Origin of the sequence: Marinobacter sp. MBR-99 (genome assembly GCF_040547575.1) — a bacterium.
Taxonomy (GTDB): Bacteria; Pseudomonadota; Gammaproteobacteria; order Pseudomonadales; family Oleiphilaceae; genus Marinobacter.
This window is the reverse complement of the sequence record NZ_JBEPPY010000018.1, coordinates 36744-61709: the sequence shown is the minus strand read 5'-3', so window position 1 is coordinate 61709 and position 24966 is coordinate 36744. Positions and strand designations below refer to the sequence as shown.

20 protein-coding genes and 1 tRNA gene are annotated in these 24966 nt (G+C 58.6%); 12 read left to right on the top strand and 9 right to left on the bottom strand.

All coding sequences use genetic code 11. From position 1 onward, the window contains the following. Positions 1–13: 13 nt before the first annotated feature. The 3 genes from ABIE59_RS15160 to ABIE59_RS15150 form a co-directional block, all read right to left on the bottom strand. Positions 14–1651, bottom strand: a complete 1638-nt coding sequence (locus ABIE59_RS15160; RefSeq protein ID WP_354448226.1) for a FecR domain-containing protein — start codon at positions 1649–1651, stop codon at positions 14–16. Further along, complete coding sequence (locus tag ABIE59_RS15155) at positions 1644–2372, bottom strand: response regulator transcription factor (RefSeq protein ID WP_354448224.1); 729 nt, start codon at positions 2370–2372, stop codon at positions 1644–1646. Before ABIE59_RS15155 ends, ABIE59_RS15160 begins: the two co-directional genes overlap by 8 nt. A gap of 131 nt (positions 2373–2503) precedes the next feature. Continuing rightward, positions 2504–4648 carry a DNA topoisomerase III gene (locus ABIE59_RS15150; protein ID WP_354448222.1) on the bottom strand — a complete coding sequence of 715 codons (2145 nt, stop codon included), beginning with the start codon at positions 4646–4648 and terminating at the stop codon, positions 2504–2506. Between the two features lie 323 nt (positions 4649–4971). Between ABIE59_RS15150 and ABIE59_RS15145 the strand changes: the two genes are divergently transcribed. Together ABIE59_RS15145 and ABIE59_RS15140 are read left to right on the top strand one after the other, a co-directional pair. Beyond that, the gene (locus ABIE59_RS15145; RefSeq protein WP_354448220.1) at positions 4972–5328 is read left to right on the top strand and encodes a BolA family protein; all 357 of its coding nucleotides are present in this window, start codon (positions 4972–4974) and stop codon (positions 5326–5328) included. Next, on the top strand, positions 5325–5948 hold the full coding sequence (locus ABIE59_RS15140) for an L-threonylcarbamoyladenylate synthase (RefSeq protein ID WP_354448218.1): 624 nt from the start codon (positions 5325–5327) through the stop codon (positions 5946–5948). Before ABIE59_RS15145 ends, ABIE59_RS15140 begins: the two co-directional genes overlap by 4 nt. Positions 5949–5975: 27 nt before the next feature. Here the strand turns inward: ABIE59_RS15140 and ABIE59_RS15135 are convergent, their stop codons facing one another. Continuing rightward, positions 5976–6638, bottom strand: a complete 663-nt coding sequence (locus ABIE59_RS15135; protein WP_354448216.1) for a hypothetical protein — start codon at positions 6636–6638, stop codon at positions 5976–5978. A gap of 266 nt (positions 6639–6904) precedes the next feature. On the opposite strand from ABIE59_RS15135, the gene ABIE59_RS15130 reads away from it, so the two are divergent. After that, on the top strand, positions 6905–8521 hold the full coding sequence (locus tag ABIE59_RS15130; protein WP_354448214.1) for a methyl-accepting chemotaxis protein: 1617 nt from the start codon (positions 6905–6907) through the stop codon (positions 8519–8521). Between the two features lie 23 nt (positions 8522–8544). On the opposite strand, the gene ABIE59_RS15125 is transcribed toward ABIE59_RS15130, so the two are convergent. Then, complete coding sequence (locus ABIE59_RS15125) at positions 8545–9192, bottom strand: MBL fold metallo-hydrolase (RefSeq protein WP_354448212.1); 648 nt, start codon at positions 9190–9192, stop codon at positions 8545–8547. Positions 9193–9251: 59 nt separating this feature from the next. On the opposite strand from ABIE59_RS15125, the gene ABIE59_RS15120 reads away from it, so the two are divergent. From ABIE59_RS15120 to ABIE59_RS15105, 4 genes are read left to right on the top strand one after another with little or no spacing between them, the layout of a single operon-like run. Next, positions 9252–10034: a Wadjet anti-phage system protein JetD domain-containing protein gene (locus tag ABIE59_RS15120; RefSeq protein WP_354448210.1), complete on the top strand. Its 783-nt coding sequence runs from the start codon at positions 9252–9254 to the stop codon at positions 10032–10034. Further along, entirely contained in the window at positions 10027–12969 is a 2943-nt protein-coding gene (locus ABIE59_RS15115; protein ID WP_354448208.1) for a hypothetical protein, read from the top strand. Before ABIE59_RS15120 ends, ABIE59_RS15115 begins: the two co-directional genes overlap by 8 nt. Then, the gene (locus ABIE59_RS15110; RefSeq protein ID WP_354448206.1) at positions 12962–14389 is read left to right on the top strand and encodes a hypothetical protein; all 1428 of its coding nucleotides are present in this window, start codon (positions 12962–12964) and stop codon (positions 14387–14389) included. The genes ABIE59_RS15115 and ABIE59_RS15110 overlap by 8 nt, the downstream gene beginning before the upstream one ends. Then, on the top strand, positions 14382–15005 hold the full coding sequence (locus ABIE59_RS15105; RefSeq protein WP_354448204.1) for a condensin complex protein MksE: 624 nt from the start codon (positions 14382–14384) through the stop codon (positions 15003–15005). The genes ABIE59_RS15110 and ABIE59_RS15105 overlap by 8 nt, the downstream gene beginning before the upstream one ends. A 6-nt stretch (positions 15006–15011) precedes the next feature. Here the strand turns inward: ABIE59_RS15105 and ABIE59_RS15100 are convergent, their stop codons facing one another. Continuing rightward, on the bottom strand, positions 15012–16856 hold the full coding sequence (locus ABIE59_RS15100; protein WP_354448203.1) for a diguanylate cyclase domain-containing protein: 1845 nt from the start codon (positions 16854–16856) through the stop codon (positions 15012–15014). A gap of 213 nt (positions 16857–17069) precedes the next feature. Here ABIE59_RS15100 and ABIE59_RS15095 point away from each other — a divergent pair, with 213 nt between their 5' ends. Beyond that, positions 17070–18104 (top strand): hypothetical protein, encoded by a 1035-nt coding sequence (locus ABIE59_RS15095; protein WP_354448201.1) that lies wholly within the window; start codon positions 17070–17072, stop codon positions 18102–18104. A 61-nt stretch (positions 18105–18165) separates the two neighbouring features. Here the strand turns inward: ABIE59_RS15095 and ABIE59_RS15090 are convergent, their stop codons facing one another. Then, positions 18166–18840, bottom strand: coding sequence for a spermidine synthase (locus ABIE59_RS15090; protein ID WP_354448199.1), 675 nt, complete (start codon positions 18838–18840; stop codon positions 18166–18168). Positions 18841–19014: 174 nt separating this feature from the next. Here ABIE59_RS15090 and ABIE59_RS15085 point away from each other — a divergent pair, with 174 nt between their 5' ends. After that, a complete protein-coding gene (locus ABIE59_RS15085; protein WP_354448197.1) occupies positions 19015–19773 on the top strand; it encodes an SDR family oxidoreductase in 759 nt (252 codons plus the stop codon). A gap of 210 nt (positions 19774–19983) precedes the next feature. After that, entirely contained in the window at positions 19984–20520 is a 537-nt protein-coding gene (locus tag ABIE59_RS15080; RefSeq protein ID WP_354448195.1) for a PEP-CTERM sorting domain-containing protein, read from the top strand. A 77-nt stretch (positions 20521–20597) separates the two neighbouring features. On the opposite strand, the gene ABIE59_RS15075 is transcribed toward ABIE59_RS15080, so the two are convergent. Then, positions 20598–20674 (bottom strand) — tRNA-Arg (locus ABIE59_RS15075). Positions 20675–20768: 94 nt separating this feature from the next. Here ABIE59_RS15075 and ABIE59_RS15070 point away from each other — a divergent pair. Then, a complete protein-coding gene (locus ABIE59_RS15070; protein ID WP_354448193.1) occupies positions 20769–21488 on the top strand; it encodes a TIGR04283 family arsenosugar biosynthesis glycosyltransferase in 720 nt (239 codons plus the stop codon). Continuing rightward, the gene (locus ABIE59_RS15065) at positions 21475–22116 is read left to right on the top strand and encodes a TIGR04282 family arsenosugar biosynthesis glycosyltransferase (RefSeq protein ID WP_354448191.1); all 642 of its coding nucleotides are present in this window, start codon (positions 21475–21477) and stop codon (positions 22114–22116) included. Before ABIE59_RS15070 ends, ABIE59_RS15065 begins: the two co-directional genes overlap by 14 nt. On the opposite strand, the gene ABIE59_RS15060 is transcribed toward ABIE59_RS15065, so the two are convergent. Further along, positions 22113–24965, bottom strand: coding sequence for an insulinase family protein (locus ABIE59_RS15060; RefSeq protein ID WP_354448189.1), 2853 nt, complete (start codon positions 24963–24965; stop codon positions 22113–22115). The genes ABIE59_RS15065 and ABIE59_RS15060 overlap by 4 nt on opposite strands. Position 24966 lies beyond the last annotated feature (1 nt).

Sequence of the window (24966 nt, the reverse complement as noted above, 5' to 3'; positions counted from 1 at the left end):
GGTGTGGAGGTGTTTAATCCAGGTAAAGTTCCCTCCCCGGGCCCCACCGGCTTGCCAGCGGACCATCAGAAAGAGCTTTGACGCGCACAAAATACCTTCTTCCGGGAATAAGACGCAAGGCCGCTGTGGTATCTGCCACGTTTGCTTCCTTGATAATGTTGTTGAATCCGGGCTCCTCCGCTAACTGGAGACGATAGTCCTTTGCGGTAGCAACCTTCTCCCAGAACACGCGCACCTGGTTATCGAGATAATTAATACTGATGATTCGCACCGGCGGCAAGGTGCCGTTCACAACCAGCGCCCGGGGTTGTGACGTCGCCACGGAATTGCCACCGGCCTCGCTGACCACTCGCCAATAGTATTGTCCCGGGCTCAGCGGTCTTGAGGGTAATGCGCGATTGTCTGGTGCCCATTCACTATGGGTAATCAGGCGCCGGAACTCTTCATCTTCGGCGATTTCAACTCGTGCCACTTCGTTGGTGCCGTTCAGGCGCCACTGAAATTCTGGCATGTCATCATTTACGCTCTCCCCGGGTTCCGGTGATAGCAGGTCGGGCGTTCGTGCCCGCAGGTCGACTTCGATCGAGGTAATAGCGGGCATTCCGGTGATGCCCTGGTGATCCAGTGCCGCCAGGTGAAGTTCGTAACGTCCGTTGTCCAACTGGCTGATGTCAAAGCGATGGCCGGGCATTTCCCGACTTTGCATCCAGGTGCCCCCCTCTTCCTCAAAGATATCTACCCGATAACGGTTGGCCCCGTCCTGCTGCCAACTGAGTTCTGCCGGTAGCTGTGTGAGAACCGGAGTGATTGGATTGAGTACTGGTGCCGGTGGCAGCCGGCGGATGTTCATGGGGGTGGCACTGGCTGTGGAAACACTGGCGCCGTAACCTGCCGGAATCCGGCGAACCTGGCCTGGCGGGCCGAAATCAACGACGCCTTCTGTCACCTGAACGCTACTGCCAGTGGTGGAGGCTTGAATAGAAAACACAGTGCCGCGAACGGCGGCGACTGCCGACGGCGTTTCGATTTCAAATCGGGCACCATCCTCCAGTATCGGTTTTACACGGGTATGCACCTCGCCACGCTGAAGGCGAACGCGGGTATCTGCCATTCCAGCCTTGCCGTACTGGGTGAGGCGATTGAAAATGAGTCTGGAATTGGGGGCCATGCGCAGTTCGGAGCCATCGGCCAGAACAATGGTGGCGGTGCCGGCAGCGGAGATCACTTCATCACCCACCCGGATGACGGCATTCCCGGTAAGCGACGTTTTCTGGCCGCTGGTACCGGAGACATGAAGAACGTTGCCGCTGACAGAGCTAACCCTGGCGGGCTCGGGCTGACGTTTCAGCCAGGCGAGGGGGATACGGACCTGATCCCCTGCAGACAACCTGACGTTTCCTGGCAGGTTGTTGTAGCGAAGTACCTGCCCAATGGTCACCCGGTCTGCCAGCAACGAATGACTGATCTCGGTGAGTGTTTCGCCAGATCGCAGTGTATACACCCATTCCGGTGAACTGTCAGATTGCTGAACCGATGTGGGCACAGAAGAGCCGCGGGCGACTGATAGTTCAGCGCTCGCCACGCCGGGAATCAGGCTGGCGACAACCAGCAGAAGCAGTCCTGTTAAGCTTTGGCGTTTGCGGTCAGGCATTGGTTGCACTGTCTTCCCGGGGCTCGTCAGCTTCAGTGGCTTTGATCGCTTCCAGGCGATAGCCGCGCTGGTAAATGGTCTTGATGCGGAATCCGTTCTCCGGGTTTACACCCAGCCGACGGCGTAACCGGCTCATGTGGGTATCAACGGTCCGGGTGTTGATATCCCGGGCAAGGCCCCACACGCGTTCCAGCAGCATCTCGCGGGTCAGGAGCCGGCCCTGGTTCTGAAACAGGAACAGGGTGAGGTCGAAGTCCTTGTCGGTCAGGGTAAGCGGTTCACCGTGCAGCAGGATGATTCGTTGCCGGGTGTTAACTTCAAACGGACCGTAAACCAGCACTTCTTTGTCGCTGTCGGGGTTGCTGCGGCGGGCCAGGGCATTGATCCTGGCGGTAAGCTCGGCCGCCCGGGCTGGTTTTGACAGGTAGTCGTCGGCGCCGGCATCCAGCGCCCGGACGATGTCGGCCTCGCTGTCCCGCTGGGTCAGGAAAATGGCCGGAATGGGCCAGTCCAGCTGGGCGCGCACGTTCTCCAGCACGTCGATACCGGTCATGTCTGGTATCTGCCAGTCCAGAATCATCAGATCATAGCTGCGATGCAACACGGCACTCAGAAAGGATTGGCCGGTAGGGAAGCTGTCACAGTGATGACCTTTCTCGGAGAGAACGCTTTGAATGTGTTGCGCTTGTTCGTGTTCGTCTTCCAGCAGAGCAATGCGCATTAAGCTTGGCCCTCGATGATGTTTCCGGTTTCGTGGTCTTGGCACAGCGCGGAGTGAAAATCCGGTGCATTACAGGCCAAGTATCCCAAAAAATGAGACTGCGTTCAGTAGTGATATGTAGATTTCCGTAACTACAGCGCAGGTTTGCCGTTGGCGTCATTGACTGTTTGTCGGCAGGCAGGGAAATTACTGCAGCCCCAGAACCAGCCTTTTTTGCTTTGGCGCCTCACCAGGGGCGAAAAACAGTGTGGGCAGGGAATGGGTTTCTGTCCGGTTCCGTCTGCCGGTGCACTATCTTCCAGGGGGCGCGTACCTTTGCATTTCGGGTAGCGGGTGCAGGCAAAAAAACGTCCGAATTTTCCTTCCCGCTCGATCATGGGCGCCCGGCACTTTGGGCAATGCACAGACGTTTCGCTTGCAGGAGTTCCGGTCGCATCGGGCGCCCGATGAATGAATTCGCGGATCTCCTGCTTTAGCGACTCCAGAAACGCCCTGGGGTCGTCTTCGCCGCGGCGGATGCTCTCCAGTGTTGCTTCCCAGACCGCTGTACGGTCCGGGGTACGGATAGTGTCCGGCAGCGCCGCAATCAGCGCCTTGCCTTTGTCGGTGGCGCGGATGAATCGCTTTTCCCGGTACAGGTAATCTCGCCGGAACAGTGTGTCGATAATGGCGGCTCGGGTGGCTTCCGTGCCCAGGCCATCGGTTTCCCTCAGGGTTTTACGCAGTTCCGGGGCCGCCACGAAGCGGGCGATGTTGGTCATCGCCGACAGCAAGGTGGCATCGGTAAAGTGCTGGGGTGGCTGGGTTTTGCGTTCGGTTACCGTGGTGTTGCTGCAGGTGACCGGCTCACGACTCTCCAGCCTTGGCAGCGGAGGTTTTTCCGGCTCGTTGTTGTTCTCCCGAAGTTTCAGCTCCAGGGCTTTCCAGCCGGGGGTGAGTATCGCCGTCTCGGTGGCCCGGAATCTGTGTTCCTGAACCTGCACCGTCAACTTTCCCTCGCGGTGAACTACATCCTGGGCGAACTGCATCAGGTAGTAACGGCTGATCAGGTTATAGACCTTTTCCTCGGCGGCCGTCAGCTTGCCATTCGGGGTAGGGCGGACGGTTGGAATGATCGCGTGGTGGGCGTCTACCTGTTTGTCGTTCCAGGCCGCGGAGCGCCGGTTGCTGTCCAGTTGCCCTGTGAGCGATTCCAGCTCGCCGGATACCCGGCTAATGGCGCGAATCACCTGCTCCCGTTGATGAAAATGTTCCTCGGGCAGGTAACGGTTGTCGGACCGGGGGTAGGTGATCAATTGGTGCCGTTCATACAGGTTCTGGGCGGTGTCCAGCACGTCTTTCGCACCCATCCGGAACAGCCGCCCGGCTTCTATCTGCAGTGCCGACAGGGACAGCGGCAGGGGCGGTGGCTCGGGCCGGTCTCTGAAGCGGGACTCTACGATGGTGCCAGGCCGACCGTTCACAGCATGGGCAATTTGCTCGGCCACGTCCCGGCTGAGCAGGCGTTTCTCTTCGTCCAAGTGGTCCTGGTAGGCCTCATCCGGCAGCCAGCGGGCGGTAAAAGGGCGTTGGTCTGCGTCTTCTTCCGATGCGTGGAATCGTCCTTCCACGCGGAACCAGGGTTTAGGCTCGAAGTTCTCGATGGTGTTATCCCGCTCAACAACCAGGCCAAGCACCGGTGTTTGTACTCGGCCAACCGAGTAAACGCCGTCCTGACCCTGTTGCTGGTAGCTCAGGGTGTAGAACCGGGTAAGGTTGATACCGTACAACCAGTCGGCCCTTTGTCGTGCCAGGGCGGAATGGGATAGCCGGCGAAATTCCTTGTTGTCTCTCGGTGCCTGAATGGAGCGCGCAACGGCGCTGGGGGTCAGGTCGTTAATCAGTACCCGTTTGACCGGAACGGTGGTGCCAACGTAGCGCAGCACTTCGTCGACGAGAAGCTGGCCTTCTCGGTCGGGGTCGCCGGCGTGGGTGATCACGTCGGCCTGCCGAATCAGGGATTCGAGCACCCTGAGTTGCTGTTTTACGCTGTCTTTGGGGGTGAGCTGCCATTGTTCGGGGAACATGGGCAGGTCTTCCTGGCGCCACTTTTTCCAGGCCGGGTTGTAGCTGGCGGGCTCGGCCGGTTCCAGCAGATGGCCGATGCACCAGCTGACAGTGGCGGCGCCCTGGCCGCTTCCGCAGCGAATCCAGCCCTGGCCTTTCTGGTGCGGGCCGGGGAGGGCGGCGGCGATGGCTCTGGCCAGGCTTGGTTTTTCGGCTATGTACAGGTGCATGGTGTTGGTGGTTCGCTGAGTGGCATCGGAATGTGTCTGTTTGGGGCTTTTGTGTCAAGGGCTTCGGGCTTATCGTTTGTTGTGTAGTAGACTGGTTGTGTTGGGGGAGGCGGCTGTGGTGGAAGCTTTCCCAAAAGACGCCGTGAACCCGTCCATGGGGGCTTGGTGTTGCCATCCCTGGCAACACACACTTTTGGGAAAGCTTCCACCACAGCCGCTTGAGACTCCGTGCACTTCGCCCGGTAGAGAGCGCTTTCGGGCGCCCTGCAAGCCGCCGCGATAGTGCGAGTGGTCATTTGAGAAGTTGGAGCAGAAGATTTTTTATGAAAGTTCAGAACGCAATTGAAGCAAAACTCAAAGACGGTTTTGCCGCGCAGCTGTTGGCGGTGGAGAACGAGAGCCATATGCATTCGGTGCCGCCGAATTCGGAAACCCATTTCAAGGTGACGTTGGTGTCGCCGGATTTTGCCGGACAGATGAAGGTGAAGCGGCATCAGGCGATTTACAAGGTGTTGGCCGATGAGCTGGCCGGGCCGGTTCATGCCTTGGCGTTGCATTTGTATACGCCGGAGGAGTGGGCGGCCAGTGGTCAGGCGGCGCCGGATTCGCCCGGTTGTATGGGCGGTTCGAAGGGCGATGACGCCATGGCCGCGAAATTGGGACAGGGAGTGAATTCATGAGTCAGTTTTTCCAGATCCATCCTGAGAATCCGCAGAAGCGGTTGATCAACCAGGCAGTTGAGATTCTTCGCAAGGGTGGGGTGATTGTGTATCCCACGGATTCCGGTTATGCGCTGGGTTGTCACCTGGGTGACAAGCAGGCGGCGGATCGTATCAAGCGTATCCGGAAGCTGGATGACAAGCATAACTTTACGCTGGTGTGCCGGGATTTGTCGGATATTGGTGTGTACGCCAAGGTGGATAACACGCAGTACCGTTTGCTGAAGACGTTCACACCGGGGCCGTATACGTTCATTCTGCCAGCCACCAGTGAGGTGCCGCGTCGGTTGTTGCATCCCAAGCGTCGGTCTATTGGTGTGCGGGTGCCGGATAACGAGATTGTACGGGAGCTGCTGGGCGAATTGGGCGAGCCGATCATGAGCAGTACCCTGATTCTGCCCGATGAAACGGAGCCGATGACCGATCCCTATGAAATCCGGGATGTTCTGGAACACGAGCTGGATTTGATCATTGATGGCGGGTTCTGCGGGATGGAAGCGACCACCGTGGTGAACTTCCTCGGGGATGCCCCGGAGGTCACGCGGGTGGGTAAAGGTGATCCCGCACCGTTTCAGGTTTAACGGTCAAAGACCAATGCCACCCGGGTATCAGGCCCGGGTGTTCAGGTTGAAGGCATAGCGTTGTGCGCTGTTACCGAAGTCGGGTTGGCCGCTGTTGGCGTTGCGTTTCAGGCTGTCGTAACGGTGGATGACATCCTGTAAGCCGTTGAACTGCTGGTTGTCGCTGAGCAGTGAATCCAGCAGGGAGTTGTTTACCCCGTAGGCCTGGTTCAGTTTCAGGGCGTTGTCCATAAAGTGCAGGGTAGGTTCCGTCACACTCAGGCGGCTGAACGCTTCCCGAAATCCCCGGTTGTTGTTCAGATCCATTTCGATTCTTTCGCGCAGCTCGTCTGGCAATTTCCCTTCCACGACCGCATTCCCGTTTTCGCCTTTTCCCACGCTCAGCGCCGTTGCCGGGTGCAGGTTGTACTCGGCAAGTTTGTGCCGCAGGGTTTCGCGAACAAACGAGAGATCCTGTGCAACGGTTTGCTTGTATTGTCCCAGCGGGAGCTTCCGGGCTTTCAGGCTGCCGGGGTCCAGTTCTGCCTGGCCGGAAGGGGTGAAGCGGTCGTCACCGGGGCTGCCGGTGGCTTCGGGCTGTCTGGCAGCCGTGGGTTGTTCGTCGTTTGGTTTGGTGGTGGGCGCCTGACGGCTGTCCATGGCTTGCTGAAAGCGTGCGCTGGCTTGTATCAGTGATGTCAGCAAAGACATGGTGCATTTCCTCCTCGGCGGAAAAAAACTGCCGGAAATCCGTTAATGGGTCCTGTTGGTTGGTAGTAAGCAGGTTTTGGGCCAGATTGGTCCTGATGTAATGACGGACCCGCTGGAACGAAATGTAAAACTTTGCAACGAGCGTCATAGGGATGATGTCGGGCTGATCTGCGTCATATAAAAATTGATGTATGTCTATAAAGTTATGCCCGAAACCGCCGTCATAACAGATGGTTGTTCAGTTGATCTTCCGTTGCCGGGGTACCATGAAAAAACAACACTCAATCCGCTTTTTGCTGCTGTCGGCCCTGGCCGTGGCGTTCTCTGTCATTCTTGCGTTCACGGTTGTTTACAGCGCCCAGTCCCAGCGCGCGCATCTTGAGGAGTTTAGCCACAAGTACGTAGACGGGCTGGCGAAATCCTACTTTGACGGGCTCAACACCATGATGGTGACAGGCACCATCAACAACCGGGATGTACTGCGTGATCGGGCCAAGGCATCAGAGGATGTTCTGGATATCCGTGTAGTGCGCAGTGATCAGCTGAATGCCATGTACGGTGCCGGTAATGCGGAGGAGCGGCGTCGTGAACCGGAGGATGTGCGGGCACTGCGTGGCGAGCGGGTGGAGCTGTATTCGGCAAATGACCAGGGCCGGGTTTATACACTGATTGAACCGGTTGTTGCGCAGGCGGACTATCAGGGCGTGAATTGCCTTGGCTGCCACCAGGCCCAGGAAGGGGACATTCTGGGGGCTATTCGCGTGGATTACTCCCTGGCCCAGAGCGATGCCCGTTTGCAGCAGCAGTTACTGGTTGGCGGCGGAGTTCAGGTCGTCATTTTTGTGGTGATTTTCTTCCTGACTGCCCTGGTTCTGGGTCGGTTGGTGTTTTCCCGGTTGCGTCGGCTGCACGATCGGATGGATGAGATCTCCCGGAACTCGGATCTGTCGATCGAACTGGATGTTACCCGGAACGATGAAATTGGTTCCCTGTCCCGGGCCTTTAACCGAATGGTCGCGAAGATTCGGGAGAGCATGCATACGGTGATGGACAACGCCGCACAGGTTGAATCAGCGGCTCGGACCATTGCCAGCAAGGCGGAGACCACGGAGCGCGAAGTGCTGGCCCAGCGGGACAATACCGACCAGGTGGCCAGTGCCACCACGGAAATGGCAGCCTCTGCCGTGCAGGTTCGGGAGAATGCAGTCAATACCGCCCGTAAATCTGCAGACACAGCAAAGGCAGCAGAGACCGGTGAACAGTTGGCTCACAACGCCGTGAAAGGCATAGAGACGCTCAACACGGAGGTGCAGAGCGGTGCCCAGCGAATTGAGCAGCTGGATCAGCGCACCACCGAGATGGCGACCCGGCTGGAGCTGATTTCCGAAATCGCGGACCAGACCAATCTGCTGGCCCTGAATGCCGCCATTGAAGCCGCCCGGGCGGGTGAACAGGGCCGTGGGTTTGCGGTGGTGGCTGATGAAGTGCGCGCGCTGGCGTCTCGTACCCAGGCGTCCACCGAGGAAATTCGCCACACCATTGACGGCCTGAAGAAAGAGGTAGTGGATTGCGTGGGCACCATGCGCCACGCCTCTGAACTGGCGCAGCATCAGGTGGAGTCGATTCTGAAAGTCGAAACGGAACTGCAGACCATTGCGGCAGCCGTGCGCGAAATCACCGGCCTGAATGAAGAAATGGAAAGTGCGGCCAACGAGCAGAGCGATGTGTCGGAATCCATCAATCACAACGTGATTGAAATCAGCCGTTCGGCGGAGCAGACCTCCAGCGACGCCCAGGAAACCGCCCGCATTGCCGGTGATCTGCTGGCGATGGCGGAAACTCTGCGCAAGACCATCGAGCAGTTCCGTTTGTCACATAACTGATTCGGACTGCTGGCACCGGGGCTTCAGCCCCGGTGATCGGATACAAACGGATTAGTGGCTCGTTCCTGGCCGAAGGTGGACATGGGGCCGTGGCCGCAGATGAAGTTCACATCGTCCCCCAGCGGGAACAGTTTTTCCCGGATGGAATGAATCAGGGTGTTGTAGTCGCCTTTCGGGAAATCCGTGCGGCCAATGGAGCCATTGAACAGTACGTCACCCACCTGGGCCAGCTTTGAACCGCGATGGAAGAACACCACATGGCCAGGGGTATGGCCCGGCGTATGCAGCACTTCCAGGGTTTCATTACCAACGGCGACGGTATCCCCGTCTTCCAGCCAGCGATCAGGCGTGAATACCTCTGGCGCGGGAAAACCGAACATCTGTGCCTGCATGGCAAGGCCCTGAATCCAGAAGTTATCGTCCCTATGGGGCCCTTCAATCGGCAACCCGGCCGACTTGGCCAGCTCCGCTGTGCCGCCGGCGTGGTCGATGTGGGCGTGGGTAAGCAGGATTTTCTCCAAAGTTACGCCCTCGGCTTCCACCGCCGCCCGAATGCGATCAAGGTCGCCGCCGGGGTCCACCACCGCCGCCTTGTTGGTTTCGTTACACCAGAGCAGGGTGCAGTTTTGTTCAAAGGGAGTGACGGGAATCACGCGGTACTTCAGGGACATAATCTGCCTCGGGTTGTAAACTTTCCGGCAAGTTTACCAAGGCGGGAACAGGTGGGCCATTGAACGACTACCTCGAGAAAATCCTTAAAGGCCGGGCCATCAACTACGAGGCCTTTTTGAAGAAGCTGCCGGATGCCCTACGTCGGCGGCATCGGGAGCTGTTCGCAACGGAGAAGGTTGGCGGCAATCGCTGGCAGGTAACCATTCTTGATGAAGCTGCGTTTGCGGCGTTACAGCGACAGGCCGCTGCGCCCTCTAGCAGGCTAGATGCGGCGAAGAAGGGCGATTCCCACCGCCACGGCACCGATGTGAGTTTCCTGCTGGTGTATCATCACGCCGTGACAGGCAACCGGCCGGATTCGGTGGTGATTACTGAAGATTCGGTGGATATCGGTTTGCGGCCAGCGCCCCGGGTGCTGGTGGTGGAGAATGAGCGGAATTTCTATCACTACCGCCAGATGCTGGCCTTTGCCGGTGACTGCCTGGGCCAGGCAGTAGATCTCACAAACTGCGATGTCGTGCTCGGTGGCGGTAACCGTATTACCCGCGCGGCAGACCTGAATTGGCTGGCCGGTTACGATGAGGTGCGCTGCGCCTTTGATTACGATGCCGGCGGCTTGCAGATGTTTGCATCCGTGCGATCGGCGTTGGGCGACAAAGCCTGCTATCTGCAGCCGGCTGACTGGCAGCCCTGGCTGAGCCGCTTCCGCAAAACCCCGGACACCACCGAAAGGTTTACAAAGGCCATCATGCTGGCGGAAGATCTGGGGTTTGCGTCGCTGGCGCAGGCCTTCCGGGCCACCGGCAAATTCATGGAACAGGAGATGATTCTGGATGAGTGATCCACAGGCGAGCGCGAGTACTTTCACCTTCGGCATACGCCGCCTGATACTGGTGGATTCCGCCGGCTTCTGTTATGTGGAAATTCCGGTGGATAACCACGGCCTGATTCTGGGTCCGGGCAACCTGGGTAAATCCAGCCTGCTCAACTCCCTGCGCTTGTTCCTGTTGCCGGAAAACAACTTCAAAAACAGCCGCAAGAAATTCGCCTTCCGCAACGCCAGCGCGGGTAGTTTCTACACCAACGAAGAAAGCTACCAGCACTACTTCCCCAGCCAGTTCAGCTTCCTGATTATGGAAGCGGAGAACCCGGCGGGTACCCATTGCCAGATTCTGTACCGCGACAACGCCAGTCAGCTCAGCTATGGCCGGGCCTTTGTGCCCGTGAGCTACGACCAGCTGCGGCCGCTGTTCTGGAACGGCGATGATGAAGACGGCATTGGCCAGGCGGTGCCGGAGCTGTCGTTCAGCCGGTTGTCTGAGGCGTTGAAGAAGCTGTCCAAAGACACCCGGCTGGTCAACGACCCCGCCAAACTCAAATCCATGCTGTACAGCAGCGAATTGATGAACGCCGATGCGGTGCGTTATTCCGTGTTGCCCCTGGGTGAGTCGGACGAACGCCGGGTGCAGTCCCTGCGCACCCTGATCCTGCTGCTGTTTGAAATGAAGGCCGACGACCAGGCCATGGCCAATGCGGTGGCCAGCATCATCGAGGCGGACAAGAAGTTCGCCGACGATGCCTTTGACTTCAATATTGATGACTTCCTCAACCGCCATGAACAGTTGAAACAACAGCAAACCCAGCTCAACCGCATTGAGAAAGAGCGGCCAAGGTTTGAAAAACTGAACCGGGATTACCAGGCCTACCAGTCGCTGCTGCGCAGCCAGCACGATTTTGCAGCCTTTCGGGACGGCGTGGCCAGCGCCCTGGCGGACATTGGCGCCAAACGCCGGGTGGCGCTGGAGGCATACAACGAACAGAACGACACCCTGCGCCATGTGCTGCAAACCCTGAAAAAACTGGAACAGGACGCCAGTGGCCTGAAAGGCGAGATCCGCTCCGCAGACCGGCGCATCAAACAGTCCGAGCAGAACCAGAAAGACGGTGAACTGCTGGTCTCGCAATACGGCGAGATGACCCTGCAGGAAATCGAGGACATCCAGAACGAGGAACTTGAAGGCAAGCGCGGGCACCTGGCCGCCCTGAAAAGTGCCGCCCAGGCGGAGATTCGGCTGGAACAGATTCAGCGCAAGAAGCTGGACCTGGAACGACAGCTGGAAAGTCTGAGAGACCGTGAAAGCAAGCAGCAGTGGCAGTTGCAGAATCAGCTGGACGAAGCCACCGCCGCGCCGCTTCGCGCCGTAGACCCCCGGTTGATGATGGCCAGTCCGGGTCAGGATCTGGATGCGGACAGCAAGTCTACTATTGAAGCCTTCGCCCGATTGTTCATACCCAACGACCGGGGCTTCGACTGGTTTGACACCGAATACCAAAGCCAACCCGCTCGCCAAACCAACTTTGCCGAACAGCGGCATCACATTGAAAGTGAACTGAACAGCCTTGAACGGGAACGTTCAGAGCTCGCAGATACTGCCAATCAGGAGCACGACCGGCCCCGGCTGATCGAGCGCACGGAAAAAGAAATCCGCTCGATCGAAAAAGACCTGGAAACGCTACAGCGCTATCCGGCGGCGGCCACCACCCTGAAAGACGCTGCTGAAGAAAAGCAGGCGGCGGAAGAACAGCTCGCCAAACTGGACGAGCAGGCCCGGCTGGAACAGGAAAAACAGGACGCGGTGCAACAGAAAGCCGCCAAGGCCAGGGCCGAGAAAGAGCGCATCGAGGACCGGGAGCGGGAACTGGCGGGCCTGAGCCGTAGCGTGGGCACCGTTGAACACCGCTTCCCGCACCTGAAAACGGTGGAAGCGGAACAGACACTGTCCATTGAGAAAGTCTCGGCTGCGGCGTTTGACGACCTGCAAACCCAACTGGACGACCTGGAAGAACGCCGCCGAAACATCCTCGACCACCTGCGCCAGTTTGTCTATCTGGGCGTCCACGAGGACACCGAAGGCGAATTGCAGAAAGACAGCCCGGCGTCGTCGGTCATTCGCGACACCTTCAAGAGCCTTGCGGACCTGTTCGCCGGAATGTCCGAGCGTTGGCAAGTGTTGGAAGAGCAGATTGCCATCCACAATGAAACAGTGGCCAGCTACAGACAGGCCCTGAAATCCAACCACGAACACATTGCCCGTTTTGAGGCCCAGCTAAATCGCGAACTGGACGGCGTGCGCATCAACGATCTGGTGGAAATTCGGGTGGATATCCATACCGATCCGAAATTCCGCAATCTGGTGGAAGAAGCAAACAACATCGACCCCTATGGCAACCAGCTACAGTCTGATGCCTTCTACGACCGCCTGCGGGTGTTTGTGGCGGACTTTTTCGGAGAGCAGGGCGGCAGCAAGCGCCTGACCATGGACAAGGTGATCACTGGCATCTCGTACCGCACCCGCAAGGAGAACGCCGCCAGCCTGGACAAGAAAGGCCAGTCCACCTCCACCACCGCGCTGATCAACCTGGAACTGGTGTACCGGCTACTCAAACGGGTGTTGTACCCGGGCGTGCAGTTGTCGTTCCCCATGGTGCTGGACGAGCTGGCCAGCGTGGACATCAGCCAGATGCCGTCGTTGCTGGAGCGATTGCGCAAACAGGGTTTCAATCTTTTCTCCGCCGCCACCCACAGTGCCAGTGCCGAAGTTATCTACCTGATTGGTCGACACCTGGAAGTTGGGCAGATGCGCACCGCGCGGCCATACAGCCCCCAGCGTACGCTGGTGTTCTGGGGCGGCGCAGAGGGGTTTACCGGTGGTGAAGCCCTGAGCCATTGGGCCGACCAGACCCAGAACAGCCTGCTGGAGCCGGTGGATGAGTAAACGTTTCAGCACCCTGGATACCACCCGGCTGCTGTTCGAGCACCCGAAGATCCTGTTCCGGATGATCGAACGCATGGACCGCAACGAAGCCCGATACATTCGCGAGAGCGATCTGGTGGCCGAGGTGATGGACTACACCCGCAGCCTTGGCAAGGCCGATAGGGAGCGGGTCCGGCTGGCCCTGAACACCGAGAACCTGTTCCGTAGCGGCCTGATCATAGACATCATCAAAGCCGACGGCGAGCGCCGGCTGGTGTTCCAGGACGCCCTGATCAACCTGATGCGCGCCTGTAACGCCTCGCTCTACCAGGAGCTGACCGACGCCCGCCTGCGGGGCCACCTGGTGACTCTGAGGGATGTGCGTAATCGTCTGGAAACCAGCAGTTTCAGTGAAGCAGACCCGGATTACACCGAACTGCGGGACGACCTGAACGAACGGGTGAGCCAGCTCATCGGCCTTTTGCGTCAGAACGTGCTGCGTATGCAAACCATCAGTGCCCAGCTGGCGGACTTGTCTGGTGATGCCAGCCGGGCACCGGAAAAATACCTGGAATTTCGCCAGAACCTGTTTGAGCAGATCGTGACCCTTTACGACCGGCACATCAAACCCACCCTGGTCTTCCTGAATCCGGACACCCGACTGCCCGATGGCAGCAATTTGTTCGAAACCCTGGAGGCTATGGTGCGGTTGCTGGAGACCAACGACAATCACAGCCTGGCGGACCAGATATTCCGCTCATCCCTCAGCCTGAATGCGCTCTATAAACCCATTCAGGCAGTGGCCCAGGAGGTGGAGCACTTCCTGCGCAAGACCCGCAGGGGCATGGCCCAGTACAATGCCATGGAGCACTTCTATGGCAAGCTGCGAGCGCTCAAGGGGGATACCGAAACCCTCAGCCTGCGCCGCAAGTGGCTGGAAGGTGGGGAGTTTGCCCGCAGCACCGGGTTCCTGGTGGGCCTGCGGGCACAACAGCGGCCGAAGCATTATGCCTTTGGCCAGTCGTCCAGCTACTACCAGCTGTTGTTCAGCGAACTGGACCTGCGCCTGACGGATTTGCGCCGCAAGGCAGAGGTGCCGGTGCTGCAGGAAGTGGATGGCAGCGGACGCCACAGTCGCATCGACGTTCAGCGCATCAACCAGCTTTACCAGTGGCTCGAAACGCTGGAGCTGCGGCCCACGGCCGACCTGGTGCGGGAGCTGCACGGCCGGCTGGATGGTTTCATTCCCGGCTACCGTTTTCCGGATTTGCTGGCAGCCCTGAACCGGCTGGTGAATTCGCCACCTGAGGGAATGCAGGTGGTCACCACCAACCGCTTCCGTACCCTTGAACAGGCACCGGACAGCGAGCAATTCGTCTACCGAAAACGCCGGCTTGAACCCGGCGTAACCGATATCAAACAAGAGCCAAGCCATGCCTGATTTTTCTGACATGACCGAGACGGAAAACAGCCTGAGCGCAGCGCCAGTCGGCAGCTTCGAGCAGATCCTGCCCGCCCACAGCACCGCCATTTACCGTGAGTTTCAGGCCGGCCGGGTGATCGTGCGGGATGTGTGGGACAACAACCGCTCGGAGCTACGGGCCAATCCGCTATACAACCTGTTGTACAACCACTTGTCCCACTTCCGCACCTTTTACGAACATCTGGGTAGTGAACTTGTGTTCAATGAAACCGGCGCATTTTTCTTCCTGAAGGAGAGCAGTGACGACGAAAGTGAAGAGCACGATGAGAATGCGTTCAGGGTGCAGGTGGTGCTGTTGATAATTGGGCGTTACTTTGCCCGCAGCGGGAGGGACCTGGATTATCTGGGGCGTGCAGACGCAGGCCTGAATGAGCAGGACCTTGAAGCCATGGCCGGAGACGACGAGTACCAGGACATTCTCCGGGCGGCCCGGTTCGAGAAGGGCCTCGCTGAAGCCCTGGATTACCTGGAGAAGCGAAATCTGGTGTTCCGGGCCGGTGCCGGGCGGTATTTTCTTAGTTCTGCAGGCCTGTATTTTCTCGGCCAGCTGGTGCAGGAATATGAGCAGGCCTGAGCGGCTTCAGGCGTAGGCCACGGCGTTACGGCCACTGGTTTTAACACGGTACATGGCGGCGTCAGCCTGTTTCAGGAGGTCTTCGGCCGCCAGGCCGTCGTCCGGATAGAGCGCAACGCCCACCGAGGCGCCTATCTGAACGTTGTGTCCCTGGATGTGAAAGGTATCGTTGAGCACGGCAACGATCTTGTCGGCAATAGGTTTGGCATCATCGTCGCCGTGCAGGGGCCCGGTGATCACTACAAACTCGTCACCGCCTCGCCGGCCAACCACATCGCTGCTGCGGATGCAGTGTTTCAGACGCTTGCCAACGTTACGCAGAAGTTCATCACCCACCTGATGGCCATAGGTGTCTTTCACCGGTTTGAACTTGTCCAGATCCAGAAACATCAGGGCAAAGTGGCCGTTTTCCCGGCGGGCCTGTTGAATCGCCTGTTCCAGGTGGTTCTCCAGTGCCACGCGGTTAGGTAGGCCAGTCAACTCATCGAAATGGGCAAGCCGGACCATCTGTCGCTCTGCCTGTACCCGCTCTGTGATATTGCTGAAGGTCAGCACCAGTTGCTGAATCTGGCCACCTTTGTTTCTCACCGGTGACACTGTCATCAGGTTGGGAATGGTGAGGCCTTGATGGCCATTAACCCAGACCTCACCTTGCCAGGCGTTCACCGTGACCAGTTGTTTCCGAATATCCCTCAAAACAACACCCTTGCCTGGCCGGCTGTCCAGAAAGTCTGTCAGCGGCTTGCCACGCAATGCCTTGTTTTCAGCACCGGTAATGTCGGAGAAAGCGGGATTGGCCCGAACGATCACAAAGTGTGCATCGGTGATCAGAATCGCCTCGTGAGTGTGTTCAAACACCTGGTAGGCAAGCCGCAGCTCTTCGGTGGAACGGGCGATCTGAGACGTCTGCTTTACCATCGCGCCGACAATCGGTCTCAATGACTGCCAGACGACCACCCCGGCCAGGGTAGAGAGAACAAGGATGGCCAGTACACTGATCAGGATATCGAAGATGACGTTGGCGAAAACCTGGGAGGTTCGGGTGTACATATGCACTTCCCAGCCATACTCCGCCAGAGGCCGGTGGAACGTGAGCACTTGGGATCCATCATCGAGCGTTGCCCGGAAAGAACCGGGGCGATCGCGGGTGGATAGCCACTGCCTTTCGGCGAGGCAGCCCCCGGGCGCTGCCAACTCGAGCTGATCTGTGTCCGGGTTAAAGGTAAGTCGTTTTGTTCTCTGGCTGTTGAGCAGACAAAGTGATGAGTCCGGATGAATCTGGAAGACCCTCGCCATCGATTCTGGCAGAAATATCAGCTGGTCATAGCCAACGACCTGCCCATCGGCCTGTATGGGGCTTACCGCTTGCAGGAGAGGCCCGCTGGCATCGCCAGACACCAGAGTGAAGGTGTTGATGTCAAGGCTATCGGAGAGGGGAATAGCCGCAGGTAGTTCATTTGCCCAGGGCCCGACTCTGACCAGTTCATTGCCGGAAGCGTCGTAACGGATCAGCACTGCCAGGTCGTCTATGATGCGGGCAGCGTCCTGCAGTCTCGGGCGGGAAAAGGTTTGCACCACACCAGTGGAAACCTCGCCTTTAGCGAATTGGCCCAGCACTCTTGCCAGCTCTGAGCGGCTCGCGGTCTGGCGGGCGAGGTCCTGGTGCTGGTCAAAGACAGCTCTGACGTTCTCGGCTTTCGCATCTGCAACGCCCCTGGCTGTCTGCGCGGCCTGAGTATGAATCTGGTTGATCAGTGGCGCAGAAACCACTGCAGCGATAATAATGCCCGTTAACACCACGGCAACGATGGCGGTGGTGATGATGCGGCGTTTCTGCTCAAGAATATCCATCAACAAGGGTCCGGAAAGCCTTACCTGAGGTTATGGTATCCGTTTCTTGCAAACCGTAAAGTGGTTTCCGGGCCTTTTCTGTAATTACCTGCTACAGGTCAAAGGCTTGCGCTCTTGTTTGTTCTTCGAGGGGAGAACGGTCTGCCGTGTATGACTGCTACGGTGCGGCAGTTCCGTGTAGACTAAAACCTTTCAGGCTGCTGGGGGTGCTCCATGCAAGAGCCCGCGCTGTTCAGAACCCACCGTCGCCGGAGTGCACTCTGGCTGGCGCTGATCGCGCTGGCTGTTGCCGTGCTGGTGGCGCTGCGGTTTCAGCCGTTGCCAGTGGAAGAGCGACTGGTGCGCCTGCACGCCCAGGACGTTTTTGGCGCCCGTTCGGCCGTGCTTGCTGAGCCACTGCCGGTGCAGGCCCTGCTGCTCGACTATCGGGACGACCGCCTGCTGTTGTTGAAGGCCCAGGCCGCGCTTCAAGTGTATCCGGAACACACCCGGTTGCTGATGGAGTTGTTCGGGGAGGAACCCGAGTTTCAGGATGCCCTGAGAGCCCACGGGGAATACCTCGTCCCTCCGGTTATCCATTTCTACCAGAACCCGGTCAGATCTATAGAGCTGATGAATCGCGTGGCCGGAACCCGGCAAACCCTCACGCCCGAGCAGCGCGCCTGGTATGCCATCAATTTTGCCAACAAGGAAGGGCAGGATTTCACCAGCCAGTTTTTAGTGGGCCCGGACGGGAACGTCGAGTGGATCTGGACCGATCGTATTACCGAGGGCGTGACTCAGTTCTTCACCAGTGGCATTCGCACCCTGGAATCCCGCTATCGTACCGACCAGCCCATTCGTGCCAGCGATGTGGGCTGGGCGGCTGTGGATGCCATTGTTATCGGTAGTGCGGTGAAATTTCTGAAAGCGGGCAGGGCGGCAGCCACCACGGCACGGGCTTCTACCGTCACCGCCCGTTCAGCCGCCTACAGCACCCGCCTTGCCCGGGCCGGGCGCATGGCCTCGGTTATGGTCGGCCACGCCAAGTGGCCTGCCGTTGCCGCCCTGGCTTACGTGGCCGTGCGCCATCCCGTCGTGCTGAACGACCTCTTCGCCGGCGCTGCCAAGGTGCTCGGCGTGCCACCGTGGATGGTACAGGTGCCCGGCTGGTTCCTGATCCTGCTGCCTCTCCTGCTGGTCTTACGCTGGATGACGAGAGTTTGCCTGTGGTTCGTTCCTGCCAGGCGCTCCCGGGTACTGCAATAAACTTTGGGGTCAGACCCCAAGACATTTGAAGAGGTGAAATGTTCTGGGGTCTGACCCCAAATTACCAGGCCAGCCAGATGGTGTGGCGTGCGCCTTTGCCGGGGCGCAGCGCGCGCACAACCACTGGCTCCACCGAGAAGCCAGCCCGGCGCAGGCGTTCGGTGAAAGCATGTTCCGGGCCGGCAGACCAGTAGGCCAGGATGCCGTCGTCGCTCAGGGACTTCTGGGCCGCAGCGATCCCTTCTGGAGAGTAGATCCAGTTGTTTTCCTTGCGGGTCAGGCCTTCCGGGCCGTTATCGACATCCAGCAAAATGGCATCCCAATTGCCGTCACCTTGTCTCAACAGTTCGGCCACGTCGCCGATGTGCACCCGGGCTCGCGGATCATTGAGCGGATAGCCAGCCGCCGCGCCCAGCGGGCCCCGGTTCCATGTTTCGACTTCCGGAACCAGCTCCGCCACAGTCACCTGCGCGTAATCACCGGTTGATGACAGTGCCGCCGCCAGCGTAAAGCCCATCCCCAGCCCGCCAATCAGAATCCGTGGCTCCGGCAGATGGCTCAGCCGTTCGCAGGCCAGCGTGGCCAGGGCATCTTCAGAACCATGCAGCCGGCTATTCATCAGTTCGCCAGGCGCCCCAGCAATCTTGATGGAAAACTCGTCATTGCGCTGCAGCAGGCGCAAGCGGGTACCGTTACCGGGAATGGTTGCGGTGCCAATTTCGTTAAAGCGGGCCATAGTTGGTTTCCGGGTAGTGAGGGCAGGAGGCATTCTAACCTGTTGGTACCGGCTACGGCGAAACCGTATCAATCAATTGCTGCTAAACTGCCGCAATCAAACCGTCGGGGTCAGACCCCAGTACATTTCGCCGCATAAAATGTCTTGGGGTCTGACCCCATTTGGGAGGCTGAATTGGAACCAAAGCACAGGGTAGTTCTGGTAACCGGAGGTGCCAAAGGCATAGGGCGAGGTATTGTGTTGCACCTGGCGGCGGCTGGCTGGAAAGTGGCGTTTTGCGATACGGACCAGGCCGCCGGTGAACAGCTGGAGGCCTGCTCGGAACACAACCTGTATTTTGTGCACGGTGATGTGGCCCGCGAACAGGACGTTGCCAGAATTGTATCCGAGGCGGTCAGTTGGGCGGGCGTTCTGGGTGCGGTGATCAACAATGCGGGCATTGCTGATCCTCACACCGGGCCGGTCGAAGAGCTTAGCCTTGCGCAGTGGCAACGCCGGCTGGACCTGAACCTGACCGGGCCGTTCCTGGTGACTAAACACGCGGTGCCTCATCTTCGCAAAACCCGCGGTGCAATCGTTAATATGGCGTCCACCCGGGCCTTGCAATCAGAGCCGGATTCCGAAGCCTACGCGGCCACCAAGGGCGGCGTTGTTGCCCTGACGCACGCCTTGGCTGTTAGCCTGGGCCCGGATATTCGCGCGAACTGCATCAGCCCCGGCTGGATTGATACACGAGACTGGCAGGGTTGCGAAGAAAAAGCCGAGGCGCTGTCTGCTACAGATCACTGCCAACATCCAGCAGGCCGTGTAGGTACACCGGACGATATTGCTGCCATGGTGGCTTACCTGCTTTCCCCGGAGGCCACGTTTATCACCGGCCAGAACTTTGTCGTGGATGGCGGTATGACAAAGAAGATGATCTATGAGGATTGACTCGGGCAGTTCTCGATAAACTCGCGAAAGTCATCCGCAACCTGTTGCTTCCGGTGTTAGGTGTCAGAATATTTTACGGTTTTTCGGCGCGAAGCCCTGCTGGCGTCCTGAAGCCTCGGCAATTCGTGCCATGGTTCGATAATTGCTAAGAATACCTTTGATGGATCATGAGCAAATCGAGGGACTGAAGGCGTGAAGAATCTACTGGTAATGTTGTTTATATGTTTGGCGCCGGCTGCAAATGCCGCGCTGATCACTTACAGCTACGATCATCCCATTATGAACCAGTACGAGAGCCATAATGCCACCGCGATCTTTGAGGTTGATTCGGTGTTGCGCGGCCTGGTTTCAGTGCAGTTTAACAGCGACCCCATTTCGTTCAACTGGGCCGGGCTTGTACCGCTGATGTATGACCAACCGGTGTCCGATACCGGCGCCCTTTACGAGAACGGATTCGAGCCCTTTGTGGCGGGCAATTTCGAGTTTTTCCTTTTTCTCGACCTGTTCTACCTCGAGGCTGGCATGGATATTTTTGAAAACCTGCACCTGACCGCACCCTTTGAGGGTGCACACGTCGGTAATCGGGACTCTGGGGACTACTACTGGCTGACTGGTCGCCTCAAGAAGATGGCGCCGGCCAAGGTCCCCGAGCCTTCCGGTGTATTGCTGTTGCTTGCGGGTTTGCTGGGGATTGCCGGGTACCGATGGGGCAAGTCAATCCGGGGCGTTTCCCGGGTGTCCAGCTAGAGGCGGTTGACCTTCTCCCTCAGGGTGCAAGAGTGTTCAGTAACCGTGGGTAGTAACAACGCTTGAATACGGTTGTTTGGTACCCCCGGCAGGACTCGAACCTGCTACCTTCCCCTTAGGAGGGGGACGCTCTATCCAGATGAGCTACGGGGGCATTTAAGAAGAGGCGGTATGATAGCCGGCAAGGACTTGTGGCTCAAGGGGTGTCCGGTTATGGTTGGGCCTTGTTCTCTTGATCTGTCGCTTTTATGGATGCCAATACCCGGATTGCTTTGTCTTTAAGCGTGGTCGTGCCCGTGTGGCGGGAGGAGGCCGGTATTGAAGAATCTTTGCAACGACTACAACCCATCCGGCAGGCCGGCCACGAGGTGATTGTGGTAGACGGCGGCAGCCCGGATAACACGGCTGATCTGGCGCGCCCGTTGTGTGACCGGTTGCTGGCATCTGAACCTGGGCGGGCAGTGCAAATGAACGCGGGCGCTGCCGTTGCCCGTGGAGACCTGATTTTATTCCTGCATGCGGATACGTGCCTGCCCCCCGATGCCCTCGAGCAATTAGCTGAAAGCCAGCGCCTTGGTCGCCCCTGGGGACGATTTGATGTTCGCCTGAGCGGCCGGCATGCCATGTTTTCTGTGATTGCCTGGTTTATGAACTGGCGTTCCCGGCTCACCGGTGTTTGCACGGGGGATCAGGGTATTTTTGTGCGCAAGGATGTGTTCGAGGCGTTGGGTGGCTATCGCGCCATGCCATTGATGGAAGACGTGGAGTTGTCCAAGCGCCTGAAACTGGTGGCCCGCCCTTACTGTATTTCGTCGCCGGTCATTACCGACAGCAGGCGCTGGGAGCAGGGCGGTGTGTGGCCCACAATTGTGCTGATGTGGCGCCTGCGTTGGCGTTATTGGCGGGGTGACAGCCCCGAAACCCTGGCTGCGTTTTGGCGGAGGAACGTGCGCCATGCAAAATACTGATCATTCACCGGCGGTTCTCATGCAATTTGCCAAGTGGCCGCAGGCGGGCCGGGTCAAAACCCGGTTAATCCCTGCCCTTGGTATTGAGGGTGCGCTACAGGCTCATATCACCCTCAGTCTGGAGGTGCTGGATAATCTGTGTGCCACGGGCTACGACGTCAGCTTCTGGTGGGATCGTCCGTTAGACGAGCCACCGGAGGAATCTGCTGCATTGCTGGCCAATATCGAGGCAGCCGGCCTGTCCCAGTGTTTTCAGCAAGGTGCGGACTTGGGGGAGCGAATGGCCAGGGCGTTGGGGCAGGGTATTGCATCTCATCACCGTGCCGTGGTGATTGGCAGTGATTGTCCCTCAGTAGACCCCGGTTATGTCCGCTCAGCGGTAGCGGCTCTGGAGCACTACGATGTTGTGCTGGGCCCGTCGGATGATGGTGGTTATGTGTTGATCGGTGCTCGCAGGCTGGCGCCCGGTGCGCTGGAAGGCATTGCCTGGGGTACGCCAGAGGTCATGCAGCAAACCCTGGAGAGGATGGACGCTGCGGGGCTCAGCGTTTACCTGCTGGAACCCCGCTGGGATGTGGATGAGCCAGAAGACTGGCAGCGCTTCCGGCGTATGGTTGGCGAACGTTAGCGTTCAATTCCGGTTGGCACAGCATCACGCTGGCGCAGCTGGTCAAGAACCGACCGGCTGTTATCGCCGTCATCACCCGTAACCACCAGCAGCGCTCGTTGGCGCTCTATCATTGTGCTGCGGAAAGTGGCTTTCAGCTCATCCAGGGTGACCTTCTGAATGGCGTCTGCGAGTCGCTCACGGCTGTCGAAGGCGGTGTTCCCACGGTCGATTTCCCGCCAGAAACGGCCCGAAACTTCACTTAACTGTCGGTCTCGTTGAAGCAGTTGACTGATCACCGCCTGCTTCTCCCGCGCCAGCCGTGCGGCGCTCAACTCCGCCAACGGCCCCTCGAATCCCTCAGCGAATTCCATAACCGCCTGATCAATGGCTTCAGCGGTTGCTTCCGGAGATTGTACAACCAACCCAAGGGCCGGTGTTTCCAGTATCTCGAACGCGGTGGCGTAAACGATGTAGCCCAGCTGGCGGTTGGTACGGATGTCCTCATAGAAGGGGCTGCTCAGAATCTGAGCCAGCAGGCGGAACCTTGCCCGCTCCTCATAGGAGGTGTCGCGCCCCTGCAAGTAGAGGGTATAGCCGGTATCCGGATGTTCCAGGTTCAGCGTCGCCAGGGATTGTCCCTGCGGCAGCTGGCGCATGCGCGAGCGGCCTACCGTGGTGCGCTCCCGATTGTTCAATACCATGGCCTGAACCTGCCGTGCCATATTCAGTGTCGCTGCCTCCGTCAGGTTGCCGTGGGCCAGCATTACCGGATCTGTTTGCGCAACCAGGCGGACGCCAAAGGCTTCCAGTTCGTTCAGGGTGACTTCCCGCGCGGCAGCCAGTTTGTCAGGTACCGGGAAGGTACCATCGATGAGGGCCGTCTGAATGAATTCCGAGGTTTGCTGAACCGGTCGGTCTTTGGCTTTGTTTTCAAGGCCATCGATCAATCTCTGCCGGGCAATGTCGAAGCGCTGCTCGGTAAACTTCGGATCCGCAAATTCAAGCAGAATCCGGTTCACCAACTTGTAGAGCTTGTCGTTATAGCCACCCACCCTTATGGCCACACCCCGAAGGTGTGGGTAAATGCTGTAGTCCAGCCCGGCGAGCCGGGCGGAATAAGCCCAGGCGTTCAGGTTGGTATCGATGGCGTCCACGAGCAATTGGGTCAGCACCTCGTTGCGGGCGGAGGATCTCGCCTGCGGCGTGCGCAGGCTGATAAATACGTTTGCTTTTGGCGTGTTGAACTGAGTGTCTCTGGCGTACCACACGGCCAGACCATCCCGTTCCTCCAACTTTACTGGCTGGGCCATGGTGTTTCCGGGCACCAGCTCCAGGTTTTCCGGAATGAAGGGGTTGGCGGCCGGTAGCGCCAGGCCCGCAGCAAGCGCGGGATTGACATCCCTTTTTAGGCTGAATGGCTCTCGTTGCCAGGGTGTCTGATACCACTGCGTAAGTTGCGGCGCCTCGAAATTGCGGTTGGGAGCAGACACCCAGACTTTGAGGTTATCGGGTGTCAGTCGTTCCAGAAGTGCTTTGTACTGTTCCGGAGCGTAACGATCCATCAGCCATGGGGCGCTCAACAGATCTTCCGGTGGATAGTCCCGTAACAGGCTGGATAGTCGCATGGCTTCACGCATTGGCTCACTGCGCTCGCGGAACCGGAAGTCAATCACCGCAAGCTGTTTCATTTCCTCGAAGCGGTCTTCGTTGATTCCGGATTGCCGGATCTTATCGATGTACCGAAACGCCAGCGCGATGATGTCGTCCTGCCGTTCGAGTCCTTCCCGGGTGAGCGACATGCGGATATCCAGAGTGGCATGATCCCCGGTATCCATACCCAGCCCGGCGGACAACGACTCCACCAGGCCGGCCTGTTTGAGGGTGTCAAACAGGCTGCCGGGGCCTTCGTGGCCAAGCAGGTTTGCCACATAGGACGCCGGTTTGGTCCGGTAATTGTCGCGCTGCGACGGGATTGGGAACGACAGCGTCAGGCTGCGGGAGTCTCGAAGGCTCTCAGCGGTGATGCGCTCAGGCAACCTGCTTTCATCGTACAGGGGCTGGGGATGTGTCTTGGCCGTCAGGCCCCGGTTTTCGATGGCATTAAAGCGGTCGCGGACCATCTGCTCCAGTTGGTCCAGGGGCTGCGGGCCATACACCGCCAGGGTCATGATGTTGGCAGAATACTGGTCCTGCCAGAATTGGATCAGATCCGGCCGCAGGGGATTCTCTTCAGTATTCTCGAGGGTTGTCAGGTTACCGACCGCAAACTGACTGAAAGCGTGGTCCGGGTTGCCCCCAGCTTTGAGTACAGACAGGAACCGACGGCCATCTTCCTTGAGCTTGGCCGTGTATTCCGAGTGCACAGCATTGCGTTCCCGGTCGACCAGTTCCGGTGTGAACAGCGGGTGGGAGAATTGCTGGGCGAAGCGGTCAAGGGCGGGCTCCAGGAATTCTGCCTCGACATCAAAAAAATAGTTGGTATCGGCAAATGCGGTAAAGGCGTTATGACTGCCGCCATGGCTGCGAATGAACTGTTGGTACTCGCCTGGGTCCGGGTACTTCTCGGTGCCCAGGAACAGCATATGTTCGAGAAAATGTGCCAGACCCTCTCGGTCGGCGGGATCGTTGCCGCTGCCAACGGCGACATTCATCGAGGCCGCTGCTTTGTCGGCTTCGGGGTCTGAGGCCAGGATCACCCGCAGGCCGTTGTCCAGTTCCAGAAACCGGTATTCGTTAGGGTCGTTAGGGCTTTTGGAGGGCGATGCGCCGGCAGCAGCCAGGGGGCTGAGCAGCACGCTGCACAATAAAAGCAACAGAAGAAACTGGAAACGGTACAGATTCTGGAACGCGCGACGGTCAGCTGTCATG